This window comes from Bradyrhizobium sp., from assembly GCF_004799445.1.
In the GTDB taxonomy this organism is placed as follows: domain Bacteria; phylum Pseudomonadota; class Alphaproteobacteria; order Rhizobiales; family Xanthobacteraceae; genus Bradyrhizobium.
The window spans coordinates 1-21517 of record NZ_SSNA01000210.1 but is presented as its reverse complement, the minus strand read 5'-3'; the positions used below and the strand labels follow the sequence as shown (position 1 = coordinate 21517).

Annotated in this window: 17 protein-coding genes; 9 read left to right on the top strand and 8 right to left on the bottom strand. The window is 61.1% G+C overall.

Annotation, left to right across the window (positions count from 1 at the left end; translation table 11 throughout):
* The first annotated feature begins 159 nt into the window (after positions 1 to 159).
* From dctP to E8A46_RS27655, 3 genes are read left to right on the top strand one after another with little or no spacing between them, the layout of a single operon-like run.
* Positions 160 to 1182 carry a TRAP transporter substrate-binding protein DctP gene (gene dctP, locus E8A46_RS27665; protein WP_291567972.1) on the top strand — a complete coding sequence of 341 codons (1023 nt, stop codon included), beginning with the start codon at positions 160 to 162 and terminating at the stop codon, positions 1180 to 1182.
* Positions 1179 to 1733, top strand: a complete 555-nt coding sequence (locus E8A46_RS27660) for a TRAP transporter small permease (protein ID WP_291567970.1) — start codon at positions 1179 to 1181, stop codon at positions 1731 to 1733. The genes dctP and E8A46_RS27660 overlap by 4 nt, the downstream gene beginning before the upstream one ends.
* Complete coding sequence (locus E8A46_RS27655; protein WP_291567968.1) at positions 1730 to 3088, top strand: TRAP transporter large permease; 1359 nt, start codon at positions 1730 to 1732, stop codon at positions 3086 to 3088. The genes E8A46_RS27660 and E8A46_RS27655 overlap by 4 nt, the downstream gene beginning before the upstream one ends.
* A 141-nt stretch (positions 3089 to 3229) precedes the next feature.
* Here E8A46_RS27655 and E8A46_RS27650 read toward each other — a convergent pair whose 3' ends face one another.
* From E8A46_RS27650 to E8A46_RS27635, 4 genes are all read right to left on the bottom strand, one after another.
* Positions 3230 to 4138, bottom strand: a complete 909-nt coding sequence (locus E8A46_RS27650) for a hydroxymethylglutaryl-CoA lyase (RefSeq protein WP_291567965.1) — start codon at positions 4136 to 4138, stop codon at positions 3230 to 3232.
* A 7-nt stretch (positions 4139 to 4145) separates the two neighbouring features.
* Entirely contained in the window at positions 4146 to 6152 is a 2007-nt protein-coding gene (locus E8A46_RS27645) for an acetyl/propionyl/methylcrotonyl-CoA carboxylase subunit alpha (RefSeq protein WP_291567963.1), read from the bottom strand.
* 2 nt (positions 6153 to 6154) lie between these two features.
* Positions 6155 to 7759, bottom strand: a complete 1605-nt coding sequence (locus E8A46_RS27640; RefSeq protein WP_291567962.1) for a carboxyl transferase domain-containing protein — start codon at positions 7757 to 7759, stop codon at positions 6155 to 6157.
* A gap of 166 nt (positions 7760 to 7925) precedes the next feature.
* Entirely contained in the window at positions 7926 to 8231 is a 306-nt protein-coding gene (locus E8A46_RS27635; RefSeq protein ID WP_291567960.1) for an ETC complex I subunit, read from the bottom strand.
* Positions 8232 to 8462: 231 nt separating this feature from the next.
* Between E8A46_RS27635 and E8A46_RS27630 the strand changes: the two genes are divergently transcribed.
* Positions 8463 to 9611 carry an OpgC domain-containing protein gene (locus E8A46_RS27630; RefSeq protein ID WP_291567958.1) on the top strand — a complete coding sequence of 383 codons (1149 nt, stop codon included), beginning with the start codon at positions 8463 to 8465 and terminating at the stop codon, positions 9609 to 9611.
* A 99-nt stretch (positions 9612 to 9710) separates the two neighbouring features.
* On the opposite strand, the gene E8A46_RS27625 is transcribed toward E8A46_RS27630, so the two are convergent.
* Positions 9711 to 10541, bottom strand: a complete 831-nt coding sequence (locus E8A46_RS27625) for a VOC family protein (protein WP_291567955.1) — start codon at positions 10539 to 10541, stop codon at positions 9711 to 9713.
* A 1088-nt stretch (positions 10542 to 11629) separates the two neighbouring features.
* Between E8A46_RS27625 and E8A46_RS27620 the strand changes: the two genes are divergently transcribed.
* The 3 genes from E8A46_RS27620 (at position 11630) to E8A46_RS27610 (ending at position 15929) form a co-directional block, all read left to right on the top strand.
* Complete coding sequence (locus tag E8A46_RS27620; RefSeq protein ID WP_291567953.1) at positions 11630 to 13891, top strand: TOMM precursor leader peptide-binding protein; 2262 nt, start codon at positions 11630 to 11632, stop codon at positions 13889 to 13891.
* Positions 13892 to 13904: 13 nt separating this feature from the next.
* Positions 13905 to 15395 (top strand): SagB family peptide dehydrogenase, encoded by a 1491-nt coding sequence (locus E8A46_RS27615; protein WP_291567951.1) that lies wholly within the window; start codon positions 13905 to 13907, stop codon positions 15393 to 15395.
* Positions 15396 to 15521: 126 nt separating this feature from the next.
* A complete protein-coding gene (locus E8A46_RS27610) occupies positions 15522 to 15929 on the top strand; it encodes a translational machinery protein (protein ID WP_291567949.1) in 408 nt (135 codons plus the stop codon).
* Between the two features lie 78 nt (positions 15930 to 16007).
* Here the strand turns inward: E8A46_RS27610 and E8A46_RS27605 are convergent, their stop codons facing one another.
* Positions 16008 to 16643 (bottom strand): TetR/AcrR family transcriptional regulator, encoded by a 636-nt coding sequence (locus tag E8A46_RS27605; RefSeq protein WP_291567947.1) that lies wholly within the window; start codon positions 16641 to 16643, stop codon positions 16008 to 16010.
* 141 nt (positions 16644 to 16784) lie between these two features.
* Complete coding sequence (locus E8A46_RS27600; protein ID WP_291567945.1) at positions 16785 to 17807, bottom strand: NAD-dependent epimerase; 1023 nt, start codon at positions 17805 to 17807, stop codon at positions 16785 to 16787.
* Positions 17808 to 18316: 509 nt separating this feature from the next.
* Here E8A46_RS27600 and E8A46_RS27595 point away from each other — a divergent pair.
* Entirely contained in the window at positions 18317 to 19546 is a 1230-nt protein-coding gene (locus E8A46_RS27595; RefSeq protein ID WP_291567943.1) for a site-specific integrase, read from the top strand.
* A gap of 137 nt (positions 19547 to 19683) precedes the next feature.
* Positions 19684 to 20316: a tyrosine-type recombinase/integrase gene (locus E8A46_RS27590; protein ID WP_291567941.1), complete on the top strand. Its 633-nt coding sequence runs from the start codon at positions 19684 to 19686 to the stop codon at positions 20314 to 20316.
* A gap of 76 nt (positions 20317 to 20392) precedes the next feature.
* Here the strand turns inward: E8A46_RS27590 and E8A46_RS27585 are convergent, their stop codons facing one another.
* On the bottom strand, positions 20393 to 21355 hold the full coding sequence (locus E8A46_RS27585) for an ABC transporter substrate-binding protein (protein WP_291567939.1): 963 nt from the start codon (positions 21353 to 21355) through the stop codon (positions 20393 to 20395).
* Positions 21356 to 21517: the final 162 nt, after the last annotated feature.

The following is a 21517-nucleotide window of genomic DNA, read 5'->3' as shown; positions in this document are numbered from 1 at the left end:
TCCCACGAATTTTGCCACAGTTCGCAGCGCACCAATATAAGCCCCGCCCGAGCCATCAAACTTTCAGATTTCAGATTGGAGAGAATTGGGGCAAGGAAAGGCCAGGACGCCGTCGGCGTCGGCCGATGATCCGGTATTTATCGCCCAGGGAGGGGTATCATGTTCACGCGTCGCCACATCCTTGTATCAACGCTTGCCGCGCCGGCCATTCTGCGTTTTGGGACCGGCACGGCCCAGGCCGCCACAACCCTTAAAATATCGCATCAATTTCCCGGCGGAACGATCGATAAGGGCGATTTCCGCGATCGGCTATGCCGTGTGTTCGCCGCCGAAGTGGCCAAACGCAGCGGCGGCGAAATTGCCGCCGAGGTCTACCCGAATTCCTCACTGATCAAGACCAACGCGCAGTTCTCGGCGATGCGCAAAGGCGCTCTGGATATCAGCCTGTATCCGCTGCCCTATGCCGGCGGCGAATTGCCGGAGACCAATATCGCCCTGATGCCCGGCCTGGTTTCGACCTACGACCAGGGCATGAGCTGGAAGAAAAATCCGGTCGGCAAGTCGCTCGCCGACTTCCTCGCCGACAAAGGCATCATCATCCTGAGCTGGGTCTGGCAGGCCGGCGGCGTCGCCAGCCGTTCGCGCCTCATTTTCGCCCCGGAAGATGCCAAGGGAATGAAGGTGCGCGGCGGCTCACGGGAAATGGACATGGTGCTGCAAACGGCGGGTGCCGCCGTGCTGTCGGTACCGTCAAACGAACTTTACGCCTCGATGCAGACCGGCGCCTGCGACGCCGGCCTCACCTCCTCCACCAGCCTGATTTCATTCCGGCTCGAGGAAGTCTCGAAAGCGCTGACGTCAGGTGCGAAAGCTTCCTACTGGTTCATGCTGGAACCGCTGTTGATGTCGAAGTCGATCTTCGACGGCTTGCCGAAAAATCATCAGGACATCATTCTGACTCTCGGCAAAGAGCTGGAAGCTTTCGGCCGGAAAGGCGCCCAGGACGACGACGCCGAGGTTTCGAAGGTCTACGCCAAGGCCGGCGCCAAGGTCAGCGAGCTTGACGCGGCAACGGTGGCGAAATGGCGCGACATCGCCCGCGACACCGCATGGAAGGACTATGGCGCGAAAACTGCGATGTCAGCCAACTTGCTGAAACTCGCATCCGACGTCTCAGCATGATGCATGGTCCGCTTCCGGATCAAAAGAGCCGGCTGGCAACCGCGACGGGCAACGGGCTCGTCGCGGCGTTCGAACGCGCGCTTTCGTGGTGCAACAACATCATCGTCGTTTTCGCAGCGATCGCGCTGATTTCGGCCTGCGCGATCCTCAGCGACAGCGTGCTCGGACGCGCCTTGTTCCACAGCCCGAATTATTGGCAGGATGAGGCGGCGGTATTTCTTCTGGTGGGCGCGACGTTCATGACGTCGGCCTATGTGCAGCAGCAGCGCGGCCATATCGGCATCGAGGCCTTTGTCGGGCTGCTGTCGCCGACGGTCAACCGGATCAGGCTGTGGCTGGTCGATGTTGCGAGCCTGCTGTTCTGCGCGTTCTTCGCCTGGAAATCCTGGACGCTGGCGCACGAGGCCTGGGTTGACGGTCAGGTCTCGAATTCGATGTGGTCGCCGCCGCTGGCGATCCCCTACGCCCTGATGGCGTCAGGCATGACCCTGTTGTGTTTGCAGATCCTGTTGCAGATCATCATTCCGATCTTTGGGGCGGCGCGTCGATGACGGTATTCGGAATTGGCGTCAGCTACGGGGCCGCGACGCTGTTTGCGATGTTTTCAGGCATGCCGATCGCGTTCGCGCTCGGCGCCGTCGCGGTGGTGTTCATGGGCATCTACATGCCCGCAGCATCGCTCGATACCGTGACCCAGAATGTCTATGAGGAAATGGCCTCGATCACGCTTTTGTCGATCCCGCTCTTCATCTTGAAGGGTGCCGCGATCGGCAAGTCCCGCGCCGGCCAGGACCTGTATTCGGCGCTGCATGCCTGGCTGCACCGCGTGCCCGGCGGGCTCGGCGTCGCCAACGTGTTTGCCTGCGCCTTGTTCGCAGCGATGGCCGGGTCGTCGCCCGCCACCTGCTCGGCGATCGGCTCCGCCGGCATCCCCGAGATGCGCAAACGCGGCTATTCCGGCGGTTTCGCGGCCGGCATCATCGCCGCCGGCGGCACGCTCGGGATCCTGCTGCCGCCCTCCATCACCATGATCCTGTTCGCCGTCGCCGCCGAAAAGTCGCTCGGACGGCTGTTCCTTGCCGGCATCGGACCCGGCCTGCTGCTGGTCACGCTGTTCGGCACCTATGCGGTGATCCGCTTTCGCAAGGAGTATGCGGCCGCGAGCGCGCTTTACGCCAAGACCGGCACCACGGCGGCGATCCTGACCCGCGACGAGTTTACCATGGCAGAGCGCTTCAACGTGCTGCCGCGGGTGCTGCCGTTCGTGCTGTTGCTGACGGGAGTAATGATCGCGCTCTACGGCGGCTATGCGACGCCGTCGGAAACCGCAGGCCTCGGCGGGCTGCTCGCGCTGGTGCTGATCGCGCTGATCTACAGCGTGTGGCGGCCTTCCGATCTCGCGCCGATCCTGAAGTCGACGATCCGCGAATCCACCATGCTGATGATGATCATCGGCATGTCGCTGTTGTATTCCTACGTCATGAGTTATCTGCACATCTCGCAATCGGCCGCGGAATCCATTGTCGCCATGCACCTGCCGCGCTGGGAATTACTGTTGGCCATTCTCGTGCTGGTCGTGATCCTCGGTTTCTTCCTGCCGCCGGTGTCGATCATCCTGATGACCGCGCCGATCATCCTGCCGCCGCTGCGCGCGGCCAACTTCGACATCATCTGGTTCGGGATCGTCATGACCATCGTGATGGAGATGGGGCTCATTCATCCGCCGGTGGGGCTGAACATCTTTGTCATCCGCAACGTCGCCCCCGATATTCCCCTGCGCGACGTGATCTGGGGCACGCTGCCGTTCGTGCTGCTGATGATGCTGGCGGTTCTGGTGCTTTGCTTCGTGCCGGGTATTTCGACTTACCTCCCCGATCTGGTGATGGGGCCGGACGGGGGACGGTGAGCGGGCGCCGCTCTTGGAATTCGTCATTGCGAGGAGCGTTAGCGGCGAAGCAATCCATTTTGCCGTGGCATGGATTGCTTCGCGGAGCCGGTCATCGGGCGCGCGTTCGCGCGACCCGTTGGCTCGCAATGACGCCGGGGGCTAATTCGCTACTCGCCTCTTCGCATTGATCGCCGCCGCCACGCGGCTCACCGGCGGCCGGCCGATCAGCTTGCTGATCTCGTTGGTGGCCGCCACCAGTCTTGCCATGTCGACGCCGGTGGCGATGCCCATGCCCTCCAGCATGTAGACCACGTCCTCGGTCGCGACGTTGCCGGTAGCCCCGGGCGCGTAGGGACAGCCGCCGAGGCCGCCTGCCGCGGAATCGATCACCCGGGCGCCCTCCTCCATCCCTGCATAGAGATTGGCGAGCGCCTGGCCGTAGGTGTCGTGGAAATGCATTGCCAGATGGGCGATCGGCACAGTGCCGGCCACGGCACGCAATAACTGTCGGGCCTTTACCGGCGTGCCGACGCCGATGGTGTCGCCGAGCGAGACTTCGTAGCAGCCGAACTCCCACAGCGTCCTGGCGACATCCACTACCGCCTGCGGCTTCACCTCGCCGTCATAGGGGCAGCCCAATACGCAGGAGATGTAGCCGCGCACCTTGATGCCGTCGGCCTTGGCTCGGTTCACAACCGGCTTGAAGCGCTCGATCGATTCGGCGACCGAGCAATTGATGTTGGCGCGCGAAAAGCCCTCGGAAGCCGAAGCAAACACCGCGATCACCGTAGCGCCGGCCGCGCGCGCGGCGTCGTAGCCTTTTTCGTTAGGCACCAGCACATGGAATTCGCTGTCGGGGTGATGATTGACACCCCGCAACACCTGATCCGAGCCGACCATTTGCGGGATAGCCTTCGGCGACACAAAGGCCCCGACTTCGACGGTATGCAGCCCGGCGCCGACCAGCGCCTCGATAAACGCGATGCGCGCGGCGATGCTGACCGGCGTCTTCTCGTTTTGAAGGCCGTCGCGCGGGCCGACTTCGACGATGCGCACCTGGTCATTCATGTCGATCTTATCCGGCTGCCGGCTCGATTTCGGCGAGTTCGACGCCTTCCTGCACGATATCGCCGACCTTGCATTTTATCAGTTTCAGCACGCCCGCAAACGGTGCGCGCAAAGTCTGCTCCATCTTCATCACTTCGAGTGTGAGAATCGGCGCGCCTTTTTCCAGATGCGCGCCCACCTCGGCCAGCAACGCCACGACCGTGCCCGGCAGCGGCGCGACGATCTTGTCTTCGCCGACCTGCTCCTCGTCGTCGCCACCGAAAGGGTCGACCCAATGCAGGTCGAAGCGGCCGTTGCGGGTTCGCAAATATAATTCATGGCCTTCCACCACGGCCACGACATGGGATTTGATGCCGTGCAGCGTGAGATCAATGCCGCCGGCGAGGTTGGGTGCGGCCGTGAAGGCGATTTCGCGCTCGCCGATTGCCAGTGTCGCCGGACCATTGCCATAGTTCAGGCTCACCTGCTGTTCGCTCCCCTGCCCGTAGCGGAACGTAAACACCCGCTGCCGGCGGCCGACCGGCATCCAGCCGGCGGTGCGCCAGGGTGAATGCGCGTCCGCGCCGGCCGCCTTCGCCTCTTCGCCGAGAATCGCTGCAACCGCAGCGCCCAGTTCAAGATCGTGCGGCGCCGGAGCGGCCGGTGTCAGGTGCTTCAATTCGCGTTCGATGAAGCCGGTATCGATCGCGTTGGCGCGCACGTCCGGGTGGGTGACCAGCGCCGCCAGGAACGGAATGTTGGTGACGACGCCCCGCACGTCGGATTCCTCAAGCCCGCGATTGAGCCGATTGATCGCAGCGTCCCGGGTCGGCGCCCAGGCGATCACCTTGGCCAGCATGGCGTCGTAGTGCGGGGAGACCGCATCGCCCTGGCGATAACCGGCATCGACCCGCAGACCGTTCGACGGGTCCGGCATGTGCCAGGTACGTATCTTGCCGACCGAAGGCATGAAATTCCTGTACGGATTTTCCGCATAGACCCGCGCCTCGATGGCGTGACCGTTGAGCACGATCTGGTCCTGCGTCAAAGGCAACCTCTCGCCAAAGGCTACGCGCAACTGCCATTCCACCAGATCGATGCCCGTGATCAGTTCGGTCACGGGATGCTCGACCTGCAGGCGGGTGTTCATTTCGATGAAGAATACGTCCTTGCCGTTGGAGACAAACTCAATGGTGCCGGCGCCGACATAGTCGACGGCCGCGGCCGCCTTGCGTGCCGCCGCACAAACCGCCGCGCGCTGGGCCGCATCAAGTGTCGGCGACGGCGCTTCCTCGATCACCTTCTGATGGCGGCGCTGCAACGTGCATTCGCGCTCGAACAGCGACAGCAGATTGCCGTGACTGTCGCCGATGATCTGCACTTCGATATGGCGCGGGTTTTCGACGAATTTTTCGATCAGCATGCGATCGTCACCGAACGCGGCCTTGGCCTCGCGCTTGGCGCTGACAACCGCGGGTGCAAGTTCGCTTGGCGAGCGCACAATGCGCATACCGCGTCCGCCGCCGCCGGCGGACGCCTTTACCAGCAGGGGAAAACCGACTTTTTCGGCCGCGGCGGCCAATGTCGCGTCGTCCTGGGCTTCACCGTGATAGCCCGGCACCAGCGGGACGCCGGCTCGCTCCATCAACAATTTGGAGCCCGATTTCGAACCCATCAGCCTGATCATGGCCGCGGTCGGACCGACGAATACCAGACCCGCATCGAGACAGGCCGCCGCGAATTCGGCGCTCTCGGACAGGAATCCGTAGCCGGGATGCACGGCATCGGCGCCGCTCTTGCGCGCCGCTTCGATCACGCGCTCGATGTTGAGATAGCTGTCGCGCGCCCGCGCCGGCCCGAGCAGCACCGCCTCATCGGCCATCGCCACATGCATCGCGTCGCGGTCCGCCTCGGAATAAACCGCAACCGTGCGCAGGCCCATCGCCCTGGCGGTGCGGATCACACGGACTGCGATCTCGCCGCGATTGGCGATCAGCAGGGTACGAAATCGCCGATACTGTTCGAGACGATGCATCATCACATCCTGAACAGGCCGAAATGCGTCGGTTCGATCGGCGCATTGGCCGCGGCCGAGAGGCCCAGGCCCAGCACCAGCCTGGTGTCGGCGGGATCGATGACGCCGTCGTCCCAGAGCCGGGCGGTGGCGTAATACGGACTGCCCTGGCTGTCATATTGCGCACGGATGGGTGCGCGAAACTTGTCCTCCTCCTCGGCCGACCAGGTCTCGCCCTTGGCCTCGATGTTGTCGCGACGCACCTGGCTCAGCACCATCGCCGCCTGTTCGCCGCCCATCACCGAGATCCGTGCATTCGGCCACATCCAGAGGAAGCGCGGGCTGTAGGCGCGGCCGCACATCCCGTAATTGCCGGCGCCGTAGGAGCCCCCGATCACGACGGTGAATTTTGGCACGCCCGCGGTCGCCACCGCCGTCACCAGCTTGGCGCCGTCGCGTGCGATCCCGCCGGCTTCGTATTTCTTGCCGACCATGAATCCCGTAATGTTCTGCAGGAACACCAGGGGAATATTGCGCTGACAGCACAGCTCGATGAAATGCGCTCCCTTCAGCGAACTCTCGCTAAACAGAATTCCGTTGTTGGCGATGACACCGACCGGGTATCCCCAGATATGAGCGAAACCGCAAATCAGGGTTTGGCCATACAGTTTCTTGAATTCGTCGAACTCCGAGCCGTCGACCAGCCGCGCGATGATGTCGCGCACGTCGAACGGCTTGCGGCCGTCGGCGGAGACGACGCCATAGATCTCTTCGGGGGCAAACAGCGGCGCGCGCGGTTCGCGCATGTTCAGCGGCGCGCGCGCGGGCTGCTTCAGGGTGGCGACGATGCGCCGTGCAATTCCGATCGCATGGCTGTCATTCTGCGCATAATGATCGGTGACGCCGGACTGCCTTGAATGCACGTCGGCACCGCCGAGTTCTTCCGCCGTGACCACCTCGCCGGTGGCCGCTTTCACCAGCGGCGGTCCGCCGAGAAAAATCGTGCCCTGATTGCGCACGATGATGCTTTCGTCCGACATCGCCGGGACATAGGCGCCGCCTGCCGTGCAGGAGCCCATCACGATCGCAATCTGGGGAATGCCCAGCGCCGACATCTGCGCCTGGTTGTAGAAGATGCGGCCAAAATGCCGCTCGTCGGGAAAGATCTCGTCCTGCTGGGGCAGAAACGCGCCGCCGGAATCGACCATGTAGACACAGGGCAGATTATTCTGCCGCGCGATATCCTGCGCCCGAAGATGCTTCTTCACCGTCATCGGATAATAGGTGCCGCCCTTGATCGTCGCATCGTTGGCGACAACAACGCATTCCCGTCCCGATATCCGTCCTACTCCGGTGACGATGCTCGCCGAATGCACGTCGCCGCCATAGAGGCCGAAGGCCGCCAGCGGCGACAGTTCGAGAAACGCCGTGCCGGGATCGATCAAGAGATCGACGCGCTGGCGCGCCAGCATCTTGCCGCGCGACGTATGCCGGGCGCGCGACGCTTCCCCGCCGGCGCCGGCGACCTGACTGAGCTTGTCGCGGAGTTCCGCGACCAGCGCGCGCATGGCCTCCGCGTTACGCGCAAAGTCAGACGAGGCGGGGTCGGTAGTGGAGTGAAGCGGCATGGCGTTCAGCAGTTCTCATGGTGCGCCGCAAGCTGCGCATCGGGCTTGCCATGGTGTCATTGCGCCGCCGCCTTAGGCAACCCAGAACTTTGAACCAGGTGACCGCCGGGGATAGGCCCGCTCTATTGGGCCGGGGCCAGTGGGTCCAAGGCTGATGGGTCCAAGACTAATGGGTCCAAGGCTCGCCCCGCCGGAACGCGAAATTGTCGGCGTAGGCGGCTTGCCGCCGCGCCGGCTCCTTCGGTTCAAAAACCTGATAGGGAATGCCCTCGCGCTCGCAGTACGCCACCGCATCTTCCTTGGTTTCGAAGCGGATCGTGAGTTGCTGCTTCATATCGCCGGAACTGGTCCAGCCCATCAAAGGCTCGATGACGCGCGGCTGTTCCGGCTCATAATCGAGCTGCCATTCCTTGGTTTTGGCGGCCCCCGATTGCATCGCGTTTTTGGCGGGCTTAAAGATGCGTGCGGTCATGGATGGTCAGACCCCCCTGGGAAAAAGCGGCACGGAAGCGCGTGGTGGACACAGCCTGGATAGTATAGAGACACCTTTCACAAATCGGATCGGTGATTCCCGGCCTTGGATGCAACAGCTTGCGGAATGGTATAGTCATTATGCGGCGCGGTGACAATGTTGCCGCGGCGTGACTGACGGCCAGCCCTGCTGCTCGATCCCTTTCGGACGCATCACATCGAAACGGCACTCATGAAAATCAACGCAACCCTGCCGGAAAAAGGACGCGATCTCCGGCTCGATCTGTTCCGCGGAATCGCAAACTGGGCGATCTTCCTGGATCACATTCCCGACAACGTCGTGAACTGGGTCACCACGCGAAACTACGGCTTCAGCGACGCCGCCGACCTCTTCGTATTTATCTCGGGATACACGGCCTCGTTTGTCTACGCCCGGATGATGCTCGAGCGCGGCTTTATCGTCGGCGCCACCCGTTTGACCAAGCGGGTCTGGCAGCTCTATGTCGCCCACATCATCCTGTTCGTCATTTATATTGCTGCCATCAGCTATCTCGCGCTGCGTTTCGGCGATTCCGAGATTATCAACGAGTTCAATGTCGTAGGCCTGGTCGACAATGCGACCGAAACGCTGCGGCAGGGTTTGCTGCTCAAGTTCAAGCCAGTCAACCTCGATGTGCTTCCGCTCTATATCGTCCTGATGGGATTTTTCCCGCCGGTATTGTGGATCATGCTGCGCCAGCCCAACTGGACGATGCTTGCGTCCATCGTGCTGTGGCTCACCGCACGGCAGTTCGGTTGGAATTTCCAAGCCTACCCCGGCGGCAGCTGGTATTTCAACCCCTACTGCTGGCAGGTGTTGTTTGTGTTCGGTTCATGGTGCGCGCTGGGTGGCGCAAAGCGATCCCGTTCGATTATCGATTCCCCGATCACCCTTTATGTTTGCATCGCCTATCTCTTCTTTGCGATGGTGATGACCATGGCGGGCAAGTTTCCGGATTTCGGCGCCATGTTTCCGGACTGGCTTTATTCGACCTTCAACCCGAACGACAAGACCGATCTCGCGCCCTACCGTTTCCTGCATTTTGTGACGATCGTGATCATGATCATCAGGTTTGTGCCCAAGGACTGGCGCGGCCTGGAATGGAAGGTGTTCGATCCCGTAATCGTCTGCGGCCAGCAATCGCTCGCGGTGTTCTGCGTTGGCGTCTTCCTGTCCTTTGTCGGACATTTCGAACTGATGATGAGCTCCGGCTCGCTGTTCGCGCAGATCTTCGTCAGCGTGACGGGAATCGCGATCATGACCATCGTCGCCTACTACATCTCCTGGTCGAAGCGGCAGGACAAGCCGCTTCCCAGGCCGGCGGCGGCCAAGGCTGCCTGATTGCGGGTCTGCGGGCGTTGGTCATGCGATGGGTTTGGCAACGGTTGGATGGCCGATCGCCTGGGTTCGGAACGTCAAGCTCGCGCCTTAGCCGCGCGGCTAGGTGACCAACCTGCCCTTTGATGAAAACCCGGCCCACTCGGTAGACCAGCCGAAGCCATCCTGGTTGCGCGTTCCCTGCAGCGCGAACGCGGCGCCCTGGGGGTCCCTGCATCGGGCGATCCAGCCGCCTCCCGGCAATTCCACCGGGCCCTTGAGGACCTGGCCACCACCGGATTTCACGCGCTCCGCGGCCGCGTCGATGTCGCCGATATTGAAGTAAAAAAGCCAGAATGGGATCGGATCCTCCGGCCGCTTGGTGAACATGCCGCCGATCGTTTGCCCGCCCGCGGAGAACACTTGATAGGTTTCGGTCCGGCCGATTTCTGCGCCCGCCTTTTGCCAGCCAAAAAGCTCGCCGTAGAATGCGAACGCCTTCTCCCAGTCGGCGGCCAGCAACTCGTGCCAGCCCACGCGCCCCTGCTTGGCGAGGTCGTCCGGTCGTCGTCGGCCGGGTTTCAATCCCTTGACCAACGCGAAGGTTGCCGTCTGGGGGTCGGCAACCACGGAAATCCGGCCGATGTTGCTGTCTGTCGGCGGGACATAGACGGCTCCGCCGAGACGCTTGATCCGATCGGCGGCGACGTCCACGTCGTTGACGCTGACATAGCCCATCCACCTCGGCGTCGCGCCCATTTTCCTTGCCTCCAGCGGCAGATCCATGAGCCCGCATACCGAGGCTTTTCCCGCGGCAAACATGGTGTAGGCCAGATTCGGCGTCGACGCGTCGTGCGCGTCCCAGCCCACCACTTTAGTGTAGAAGGCCTCCGCGGCCGCCATATCTGTCGTGATCAGCTCGTACCAGGCGAAACATCCGGGATAATCGACCACGCCGGTCTCTCCGTTCGCGCCTGCAATATTTCGCTGCGCCGCATTGAACCAGTTCGGCTGCGTTTCCGACGTATGGTCGAGAGGCTGAATCTCTTGGCCTCAATAATGGCGGGTGGGAGCGAATGCAAGTTGAACACCGCGCTCCTTTTGGCTCCACCAGGCACGAACACAACGAAAGCCATGACGGCGAGCCGCCCAAAACCAGCGGCCGTTCTGATTTCGCTCGCGTTCAGGTTGTTGGAGCCGGCGCAAATCCGCCGACAACAGGAATGATGAATAGAGCATGAATGACAGTCATCATCGGCGTCGTTCATGAAGGTGAAATCTTCGCCGTTTGTCGACCCGCGGCACGTCTACAGACAGTCGTCATCTTGCGGGTGGTCAGCCGTTGAAGTAGACTTGTCTAACTCGAACCATTTTGCAAGCTGATGGAGGATTCGACTATGCCACAAGTGAAGCAGGCTCCGAAGCGAAAGCGTGTGACGAAAGCTGTGCCGGCGTTGGGAGCGGCCGGGTTGACTTTTTCACTGGTGGGGGGCGCTTCGGCAGCGGTCGCACCGATAAATGACCAGCCTCAGACGCCAAATTATTCACCGAGTCACGCCGTCACGCTCGGCGAAGAGGAAATCGCCGACGTCAGTCTGGCGACGTTCTACGTCTTCGACAAGGAGAATACCGCGGCGGCTCAAGGCGGTGTGCAACTGGCGCGCGGCTGCGGTGGCTGCAGAGGTTGCAGAGGCTGCCGCGGCTGCAGGGGTTGCAGAGGCTGCGGCGTAGGCTTTGGATGTGGCGGTTGCGGCGGCGGTTGCTGCTTGTCGTGGGGATCTTGCCGCATCTGCTAGACCAGAGCGCTTTCCGATTGCGTTGACAAACGCAGGTCACCATGGCCGGGCTCGATACTATCGACCCGGCCAATCCATGTCTTCTTTGCAGTGCAGTGGGCGTCCGCAGGCGCGCATGACGGCCGAGTTGGCCCAATATTGTCGAGAAATGCCAGCGCGTGAGCTGGACGAGGGATTTCCAGTGATTGGAGCATACGCCTTGCACGGGCGGACTAGGATGCTGGGCAAAGCGCCTGTGCTGACATCATGACAGGCGATCGCAAGACCAATTCGGCCCGGCGCGCCGGCAAGGACGTTCCGCAGTTCGCGCCGAATTTCACCGTCTATGTCCTGCCGCCCGACGTCGTTTGTCTCTATTCCGAAGACCGCAAGTTTTTTCTTCACGGCGAGCTTTATTGTGCCCTCGCCTCTGCGATCGGAAAAGGCGGAAAGAGCCTTCCGCAGCTCGTCCGCGAGCTCGGGCAGCGTTTTCCTCCCGACAAGGTCGAGGAGGCTCTCAAACGGCTGATCGAGCGCCGCTACATCGTCCAGGCGTCGCCCTCGTCTGCCGGAGTGGTGGCCGGTTATTGGGCGAGCCTCGGCCTGCCGGCGGGATTGGCCGAGCAAAACCTCGGCAATTGTCGCGTCCGGGTCGAATCGATCGACGTGCAAGGTGCGGCCGCGTTCGGTGCGGCGCTGGGCAAGCTCGGCGTTCACATCGTCAAGCGCGCGGCGGACCTGACGGTCACGCTGGTGAACGATTATCTGGAACGACAGCTTGCCGAATTGAATCGGCAGCGGGTATCGGACCGGGCACCCTGGCTGCTGGTGCAGCCGTCCGGCGCCTTTCCGCTGGTGGGACCGGTGTTCAATCCAGGCAAGGGTGCCTGCTGGACCTGCCTGTTCGATCGCATGATCCGGAATCGAGAGATCAAGGGATTCCTCGACCGCGGGCCGGCGCGCCCCGTCGCCGTTTCACCGCTCGCGCGCAACACGCTTGGACAGGGTGCCATCCAATTTGCCGCGCTCGAAGTTGCCAAGGCCATCGCTACCGGCTTTCGCACCGAGCTGAACGATCACATCATCAGCCATGATCTCCTGGGATCGAGTGTCGTGAAGCACTACGTTGCGGCACGCCCGCAATGCCCGACCTGCGGCAGCAAGAAGCTGCGGAATCCACGCCGGGCGCCGACGCCGATCGAATTGGGCGAAGGTGCCAAGCTGGTCATGACCAGTGGGGGATACCGGACCGTGTCGTCGCGGGCGACCGTGGCGCGCTTCCGAAAGCATGTGAGCCCGCTCACCGGTGTGGTCACGCGGCTCGAGCGGATCGAAGCCGATTTGCCGATGAACACCAACTTTTATGCGGCGCACAATTTCTCGGCGCCGGCCCAGAACCTCAACGAACTCAGGGCCGGATTGACCGGTGGCAGCTTCGGCAAGGGCTCCAATGCCGAGCAGGCCGAAGCCAGCGCACTGATGGAGGCGATCGAGCGCTACTCGGGAATTTTTCAAGGCGACGAGATCAGGATAACGCGGCGGTTTTCGGATTTCGCGCCCGGCGAGGCGATTCCTCCCAACGACATCCTGCTGTTCAGCGATGCGCAGTCCTCACCGGAGCAGACCGGGGAAGAAGACGCACACGAGACACAATCCACCCCAGCGCCATTCGATCCATCGGCGAAGATCGAATGGTCGCCGGTCTGGTCCCTGCGCGATAACCGCTTCAAATATATTCCGACCAGTCTGTTGTATTTTTTCTACAGCGGTCCTGCCGCCTTCCATGCGGATTCCAACGGCTGCGCGGCGGGCAACACGATCGAGGAAGCCATCGTCCAGGGTTTCCTCGAACTGGTGGAACGAGATGCCTACGCGATCTGGTGGTACAACCGATTGCAACGGGCGGAGGTGGACCTCGCCCATTTCAACGATTCCTATGTTCGGGATCTGCAAAGCCAGCTTGCCGAAACCGGACGGCGGCTTTGGGTACTCGACGTCACCAGCGATCTCGGCATTCCCACCTACGTGGCGATATTGCACTGGATGCAAAACGGACAGGAGAACATCGAGTTCGGTTCAGGCGCGCATTTCGATCCCCGCATTGCCATGCTGCGCACGCTGACGGAGTTGAACCAGTTCCTGTCCATTGGCCTGATGGGAGGCGGAACCGGCGAAAAATCGAGCCTCGACGGCCTCACCCCATTGCGTCTTGAGAACTATCCCTTCCTGACGCCGGTTGGCGATCCGACGATCCCATCGGCGAGCGCGAAATTCGGCCCTATCGACAATACGCGCACGCAAGTAGACGCCTGCATCGACATCGCCAGGCGAGCAGGCCTCGATTTCCTCGTCCTCAATCAGACGCGGCCCGACGTTGGGGTCAACGTCGTCAGAGTGATCGTTCCGGGACTGCGGCATTTCTATCGCCGCTTCGGACCCGGCCGGCTTTACGATGTTCCGGTAAAGCTCGGATGGCTGGATCGGCCGCTGCCGGAAAGCGAACTTACGCCGTTCCTTCCACACTCTTGAGAGGTCACCGGGCTTGCGCGCTCCTGCAAAAAAGAAGGCGCGGCGGATCGCACCACCATGCATTTCCGCCCGGCTGAGCGCGCACATCGCGCTCCAAGCCGACGCGGACGGGAGTATTGTTGCCTGCTTCGACGACTATTCGGTCGGCCTGGGCACGTTCAGTCCCGGCGTCGTGGATCGTATGCATCAGTTGCGCGCAGGCCTGGCACTCGCTTCATTCACGGCTGGCCGCGCCGTCGACAAGGAAATCGGTCTGCTGGTCCATCGATTGGCCCAGCGCGGCCTTCTGGAGTTCGGCCTTGGGCGCGCCGACAGGGATCAGGTCGTCATTGAGCCGCAGGTTCCCGATTATTGGCCGCAAACGCCAAAGCTCGGCAATCAGGACGTGATTGCGCTGTCGCGCTTTGCCTATTTGCGGCGGCGCGGCAATGAGATGGTGCTGGAATCGCCCCGCGCCGGCGCATTATTCAGAATTTGCGATCCGAAGATCGCCACCGCCCTCGCCTTGCTGTCCACGCCGCAAAAAGTCGCTGCATTCTGGCGGCAGCCCGGCTTTCCCGGAATCGAGCTTCTCGCATTGCTGGTGGATTGCCAGATCCTTTTCAGGGTCGACGCAAACGGCGATGGCCTGCGAGCCTCCGAGGGTGACGACGACCTCGTTCTCTGGGATTTCCACGATCTTCTATTCCATACGCGCAGCACGGAAGGGCGCCAGGCCAACCCGCTTGGCGGATTATATCCCTATGCGGGTCTGATACCTCCGCCACCGGCGGTGCGACCCCGCTGGCCTGGAAAGAAAATCGATCTGCGCAAGGTCTCGGCCACGTCCTCGGAAGCACCCTCGCCGTTCACGAGGCTCCTGCATGAACGCCATTCGACGCGCGACTTCGACGACACCCGACCGATCACCCTCGCCGAGCTTGCACGGTTTCTCGATAGCGCCGCGCGTATCCAGGCGAAGTGGAAAGACAAGGCCGACCTCGGCAACGGCGGTCCTGATGTCTCGTACGCCGCCAGGCCGTATCCGTCGGGAGGCGGCGCCTACGAGCTTGAGCTCTATCTGGCGGTTGGCAACTGCGAAGGACTTGCGCGCGGCTTCTATCATTACGACGCCGACCAGCACGCGCTGGTGCCGATCGGCGTAAAGACGCCAGAACTCGAAGCGCAGCTGGCGGCTGCCGAATTTGCGATGGGAGCTCCCGCCGCGCCCCAGATTCTGATCACGATCGCCGCGCGCTTTGGCCGGGTTTCATGGAAATACAGCTCGGTCGCCTACTCGCTGATTCTGAAGGATGCCGGTGTATTGCTTCAGACGCTCTACATGATGGCAACCGATATGGGGCTCGGTGGCTGTGCGATCGGCACCAACAATATCGACCTGTTCGCGAAAATGACCGGGTTGGAATTCCACGTCGAGGGCCCGGTCGGTCAGTTTGCCCTCGGCCGCGGCAGCAAACCGGGATCGGCCGATGAGCCACCGCCCGCACAAGGTTCACTCGATTGACCTGAATCAATCGACCGAAACGCCTATACGGTAGCTTGTTCCCTCAAGTTCAAAACGCTCATGCCCGCGCATCTGGTGCAAGATTGATCCACGGTCAACAGATCGCAGGCCAGGAGGAACAAAACCATGCCGACCCACTTCCACGCCATCGTCTGGATCGATCATTCGCAGGCCAAGGTTTTTCACATCGGTCTGTCGGGCGACGACGAGGTTGTCCTGCATCCGCATATGCCGACGCGCCACCTCCACCATAAGGCCAACTCGATCGGCAGCGGCCATGCCGGATTTGACAAGGAATTCCTTGCGCAGGTGATGAACGCCGTCAGCGATGCCGGCGAAATCCTGATCATTGGTCCTGCCGGCGCCAAGACGGAACTCGCGAAGTTTCTCCGCGAACAACATTCCCACATCGGCGATCGCATCGTTGCGGTTCAAGCCGCCGATCATCCCACCGACCGCGAAATCGTGGCCTTTGCCAAGCAGTATTTCAAGATCGGACCCGGAAGGGTCACCGCTGCGGGTGGATCGCTTTAGCGGCTCGTCACTGCGATTTGCCCCGTTGCCGCAACCCGCGCGTGACGTGATTCCCTCAGGAGACCGGCAGAACGACGCTCATCGTCGGCGCGTGGCGGCGCGGCCAGCTGTCTCGCTGCGAGACGGAGATTTCCGAGTTCGCCGCCGCGCCGTTATTTCCGGAGCCGGCCTGCTTTCCTCGCCTTCAGGCACGCCCGCCGCGGTCAGCAGCACCCGGGCCGCCGACTTCGCTGCCCGTGCCATGGCCGGGTCGTCACGCACCAGCGCCGCTGCCATGGCGCCTTCCACCAGGATCGTCAGCTGGGTCGCAAGGCCGTCGGGATCGGCGACGCCAAGCCGCGTCAAAATATCTCGGAATGCGACACGCCGCCGTTCCTTTTGATCGATGGCAATCCGGGTCGCCGGGTGGCCGCGCTCCCCTATTTCGGCGACGGCGTTGACGAAGGGGCAGCCGCGAAACGCCTTGCTCGCGAACCAGCGTTCGAGCCAATCGAAAACGCCCAGTATCTGCTCAAGGGGTGGCCGGTCGGGAATGCTACGCGGAACGGCGCGGCGCATCAGATACGCGACAATCAGCGCGTCCTTGGACGGGAAATAGTTATACAGCGTGCGCTTGCTGATCCCGATTTCGGCGGCGATCGAGTCGACCCCGACGGCGCGAATGCCCTGCCCGTAGAACAGCCGGTCGGTGGTCTCGAGGATCCTGTCCTTCATGGCTTGTCGGGCGGCATCACGACTCATCGTTACACAGACCACATTCCGGTTGCCCCAAGTGGCCATACTTACACCGATCAGTGTAGTCAAGCGCGTTACAGTAAAAGGATCCGAAGCCGCTTGCGTTCATGTCTTCATTTTCTAGACTTTAAAGTAATCACGGTACCAGTTGACAAAGCGAGCCACGCCTTCGCGGACCGGAGTCCTCGGCTGATACCCTACGGCCTTGACGAGCGAACTCACATCCGCGGATGTATTCGGGACGTCGCCGGGCTGCAAAGGCAGCAATTCCCGGATCGCCTTTCTTCCCAATGCCTCCTCGATCGCTTCAACGTACTCGATGAGGTGGACCGGGCTGTTATTGCCGATGTTGAGAATGCGAAAGGGCGCGTTGCTCGTCGCCGGATCCGGATTGTCGCTATCCCAATCAGGATCAGGACGCGCGATGTCATCGCTGACGCGGAGAACGCCTTCGACGATGTCGTCGACGTAGGTAAAATCGCGAATGTGTTGGCCGTTGTTGAAGAGCTTGATGGGCTCTCCCGCCAGAATGTTCTTGGTAAACAGGAACAGCGCCATATCGGGTCGACCCCACGGCCCGTAGACCGTAAAAAACCGCAACCCGCTTGTCGGCAGCTTGAACAGGTGACTGTAGCTGTGGGCCATCAATTCATTGGCGCGTTTGGTGGCGGCATAGAACTGCAGCGGATGGTCGGCGCCCCGATGTTCACTGAACGGCATATGGGTATTCGCGCCATAGACGCTGCTTGTGCTTGCATAGGTCAAGTGATCGACCTTTGCATATCGGCACGCCTCCAGGATGTTGGTGAAGGCTACGATGTTGCTTTCGACATAGGCGTGAGGGTTCTCCAGGCTATAGCGAACGCCGGCCTGGGCCGCGAGATGAATGACCCTATCGAAAGGGCCATCGGAGAAGCAACTCTTGACGGCTGCAGGATCCGCCAGATTGAAGCGGTGGAAGCGATAGTCTCCAGGGCTTTGTAATGCTATTTGCTCGAGAACTTCGAGCCGGGACTCCTTGATCTCAGGGGAGTAGTAGTCGTTGACAACGTCGATCCCGACGACGGAATCTCCTCGCTGCAGCAGGCGCGCAGCGGTGTGAAAGCCGATGAATCCGGCGTTGCCGGTGACCAGAACTCGCATGTCGCAACCTACCGCCGTTACCGAATTGATGGGTGTTCGTTTGTGAAGCCGTTACGCATAGGCCGGCTTTGGCGCGGACCGCGGGCTTCCCTTTTAGAAGTCAGCAGACATCTAAAGGACCAAGGAGCCTGCAAGAAAGTCGCCGTGGCGGCTGGGTTCTCCTAACATGGAATCTGGCAGAGCGCGGCCGGCGGTGCCGTTCCGTGTAAGCAAAACTCGAATGGTGACTATCCGGTGCCGATTTAAGTTGATTACGATTGTAGAGATCGACAGCCAAATATCTGATTTCAGGATTGTCTTTGGTCGGGGCAGCTGGATTCGAACCAACGACCTGCAGTACCCAAAGCTGATAAGTCACGTTTCCCAGAGTATCCTAGAGTTGCCTCATACTACACAACACCCTCATTTATCGATACTTCTTTCTCCCTACGTTTCCTGAGCTATGCTATCGTTTCTGGTGATGGTGGCGACTCGGTGGCGATTTGGAGATCAAGATCGGACGACGAGCCTTGTCCGCCCTGCCCGCAGTCACCCGGCCAACTATCTTCTATGACACCGATCTCACAGGTTTCGGACTGAAAGCCTCACCGACTGGCGCCCTCTCATATATCGTAGAGTATCGTCCCGGCGCAGGCGGACGCAATGTCTCCAAGCGAAGGATGGTAATAGGCACCCCCAAAAACCTGACGCCCGAGGAGGCCCGAAATGAGGCGTCAGGCATTCTCGCCCGCGTAAGACTAGGCGACGATCCAGCCGCAGAGCGGTCAAATGCGCGAAAGGCAGAGACCGTTAGCGACCTCCTCATCGGGTTCATGGACGATCACATTCGTGCAAAGCGGAAAGCCCGGACTGCGAAGCTATTTCAGGGTTATGTGGACAACCATATTGTGCCGGCCCTAGGGACACGCAAAGCCCCCTCCCTGAGCCGTACGGACATCGAGCGTCTGCATAAGGCTATCGGCAAGGCCCACCCCGTAACGGCCAACCGGGTGTTAGCCCTGATCGGTGCAGCCTACGCCTACGGCCTGCGATCCGGCCAACTACCGGAACGTATGGCCAATCCAGCCACCGCAATTGAAAAGTTTCGCGAGGAAACTCGTGAGCGGTATCTTTCGGAACCAGAACTCCTTCGCCTCGGTGAGGCGATTCGGGAAGCCGAGACGGTTGGCATTCCTTGGGTCAAGCAAAGCAGGTCAAAGCATGCCCGGAAAAGTGAGAATCGCATCACCAATATCGGCCCGCACGCAGCGGCAGCGTTGCGCCTATTGATATTTACGGGGGCCCGCCTGCGTGAGATTCTTGATTTACGCTGGGACCACGTCGATTTCCAACGCGGACTGCTGTTTTTGCCGGATTCGAAAACCGGGAAGAAGACCATCGTACTTGGATTGGCGGCGCTTGCGGTTCTCGAAAACCTGCCGCGCGTCGGAAAGTTTGTCATCGCGGGTATCGAGGCCGACAAGCCACGGGCGGACCTTCAACGACCGTGGACGCTGGTTTCCAAAAGGGCTGATTTGGCAGGTCTCAGGCTCCATGATCTGCGGCACTCCTTCGCAAGCGTCGGTGCTGGATCCGGTTTCGGCCTGCCTGTCATTGGCAAGTTGCTCGGACATTCGAATTTCAAAACCACGGAGCGATATGCTCATCTCGCGGCAGACCCCTTGCGGCGCGCGTCCGACGCAATAAGCGGGTCGATAGCAAAGGCTATGGGCGAACCTACGCTGCTTGCATCCGGTTAACCAGGCCGCGGAGGACTTTAAAAATCTCCCGATGTGAGACGGATCTCCAACATTTCGGGTCTTGGTCGGCCGGATGGAAGTCTGCTCTGGCCGGCACATGCTCCCAGTCCTCCGCAACCGAGCCGAGGAGTACGATCATGCAAGACCAATTGAATGAGCCCGCAGCGCCCAGCCGAGTGCCGTGGAACAAGGGCAAGCTGACTGGGGCAAAGCCGCCGCTGCGACCCAAACACGTCTGGTCGATCCGGACAAAGCTCCAGATCGAGGGCCGCGCTCGCGACCTCGCCATGTTCAATCTGGCAATCGACAGCAAACTTCGTGGCTGTGATGTCATCGCCATCCGGGTCGAGGATGTCGCCGCAGGTGGATACACGGCGGATCGCGCAACCGTTCGACAAAAGAAGACCGGGCGGCCCGTCAGATTTGAATTGAGCGAGCAGACCCGCCAAGCCATCGACGACTATTTGAAGGCTGCCAAAAAGAGGCCCGGCGAGTTTTTGTTCACAGGTCGTCGCGGTGCTGGCCGCAGTATGACAACCCGCCAATATGCTCGTCTGGTCTCTGAGTGGATCGGCAGCGTTGGACTGGATCCGAGACTGTTTGGCACGCATTCACTGCGACGCACAAAAGCCACCCTGATCTATCGGCGGACGGGCAACCTGAGGGCTGTCCAACTCTTGCTCGGGCATACCAAGATCGAAAGCACGGTCCGGTATCTCGGCATTGAGGTCGATGACGCCCTGGCAATAGCGGAACAAGTTGATGTCTGAAATACCCGGGCAGAGCGGACATGCTCTGCCCGACCTCTAACCGCCGGTTTGTGCCAGACCCCGACATGGCGCGTTTTTATTCGATGACCTCGTCGGCGCGGCTCAGCATCGTCGGTGATATGTTGATGCCCAGGGTCTTGGCGGTTGTAACGTTGATGATCAATAAGAATTTGGTGGGAAAGGCGACCGGCAGATCTGCTGGCCTGGCGCCCTTAAGTATCTTGTCGACATAGATCGCGCTCTGGCGTGCCAATGCGAAATAATCCGAGCCGTACGACATCAGCGCTCCGAGTGACGGCCCGAGCCGAGTCGACGTCACCGCTGGCAAGCGATGTTCTATCGCCAAGTCCAGCATTTCCTTGTGCGCGATGCTTCCTTGAATCAGGAGTGCGTCTGCGCCTTTGCCGGCCAAACTTTTAAAAGCAGCCTCCAGTGATAGTTCTGGTCGGAGCATGATAGGGTCCACTTCCACACCAGCGCGGCGCGCAGCTTCCCGGATCTGTTCCACGTACGGCTTAACAAAGGGATCGTTCTCGTCGCCGAGCACGCCGAGACGTTGCGCGGTAGGAATGAGTTCGCGGATCAGCTCCACGCTCTTTCCGGCCAACTCCGCGCCGCCGCTCGACTGCCCCGTGACGTTGCCACCCGGCTGGGCGAGGCTCGCGACGAGGCCGCTCGCAACCGGATCGCCCGCGCCTGCCATCACGATTGGTATGTCGCGCGTTGCCTGTTTCGCCGCCAACGCTGCGGGCGTGAAAAATGTGACTATTAAGTCGACCTTAAGGCCGACCAGTTCGGCGGCCTTTTCCAACTGAAGGTCCGGCCTGCCAGCAGCCGAGCGTATTTCAAGGCGAAGATTGCGTCCTTCGACATAGCCCGCATCGCGCAGGCCCTCGCGCAACGCTTCCAGCAGCGGCTTCGGGTCTGGACTAGTTAAGGTGAGGACACCGATCGTGTACATCTTCATATGCTGCGCCCGCGCCCCAAGCGGCCACGCTGCCGCGCCGCCAATGAGCGTGATTAAATCGCGCCGCCTCATTTGCCCTCCCAGTACCGTCCACCACCGTAGCATAACTGCGGACCGAAGTCCGTTCTGGGTCCAGGCTGTGTGAAAACACCATCAAATGATATGATTCTCCTGCGATTTGGCCGGAGGATTCGATGACACGCTTTGTCGTTGGCGATGACCGCAGTCAGAGCA

Bases quoted from the DNA above. Each gene is read 5' to 3' on its own strand.
- E8A46_RS27635 (WP_291567960.1), bottom strand. From the start codon at position 8,231: ATGACCGCACGCATCTTTAAGCCCGCCAAAAACGCGATGCAATCGGGG.
- E8A46_RS27620 (WP_291567953.1), top strand. From the start codon at position 11,630: ATGACAGGCGATCGCAAGACCAATTCGGCCCGGCGCGCCGGCAAGGAC.
- dctP (WP_291567972.1), top strand. From the start codon at position 160: ATGTTCACGCGTCGCCACATCCTTGTATCAACGCTTGCCGCGCCGGCC.
- E8A46_RS27645 (WP_291567963.1), bottom strand. From the start codon at position 6,152: ATGCATCGTCTCGAACAGTATCGGCGATTTCGTACCCTGCTGATCGCC.
- E8A46_RS27640 (WP_291567962.1), bottom strand. From the start codon at position 7,759: ATGCCGCTTCACTCCACTACCGACCCCGCCTCGTCTGACTTTGCGCGT.
- E8A46_RS27650 (WP_291567965.1), bottom strand. From the start codon at position 4,138: ATGAATGACCAGGTGCGCATCGTCGAAGTCGGCCCGCGCGACGGCCTT.
- E8A46_RS27600 (WP_291567945.1), bottom strand. From the start codon at position 17,807: ATGCGAGTTCTGGTCACCGGCAACGCCGGATTCATCGGCTTTCACACC.
- E8A46_RS27585 (WP_291567939.1), bottom strand. From the start codon at position 21,355: ATGAGGCGGCGCGATTTAATCACGCTCATTGGCGGCGCGGCAGCGTGG.
- E8A46_RS27660 (WP_291567970.1), top strand. From the start codon at position 1,179: ATGATGCATGGTCCGCTTCCGGATCAAAAGAGCCGGCTGGCAACCGCG.
- E8A46_RS27610 (WP_291567949.1), top strand. From the start codon at position 15,522: ATGCCGACCCACTTCCACGCCATCGTCTGGATCGATCATTCGCAGGCC.
- E8A46_RS27605 (WP_291567947.1), bottom strand. From the start codon at position 16,643: ATGAAGGACAGGATCCTCGAGACCACCGACCGGCTGTTCTACGGGCAG.
- E8A46_RS27590 (WP_291567941.1), top strand. From the start codon at position 19,684: ATGCAAGACCAATTGAATGAGCCCGCAGCGCCCAGCCGAGTGCCGTGG.
- E8A46_RS27630 (WP_291567958.1), top strand. From the start codon at position 8,463: ATGAAAATCAACGCAACCCTGCCGGAAAAAGGACGCGATCTCCGGCTC.
- E8A46_RS27655 (WP_291567968.1), top strand. From the start codon at position 1,730: ATGACGGTATTCGGAATTGGCGTCAGCTACGGGGCCGCGACGCTGTTT.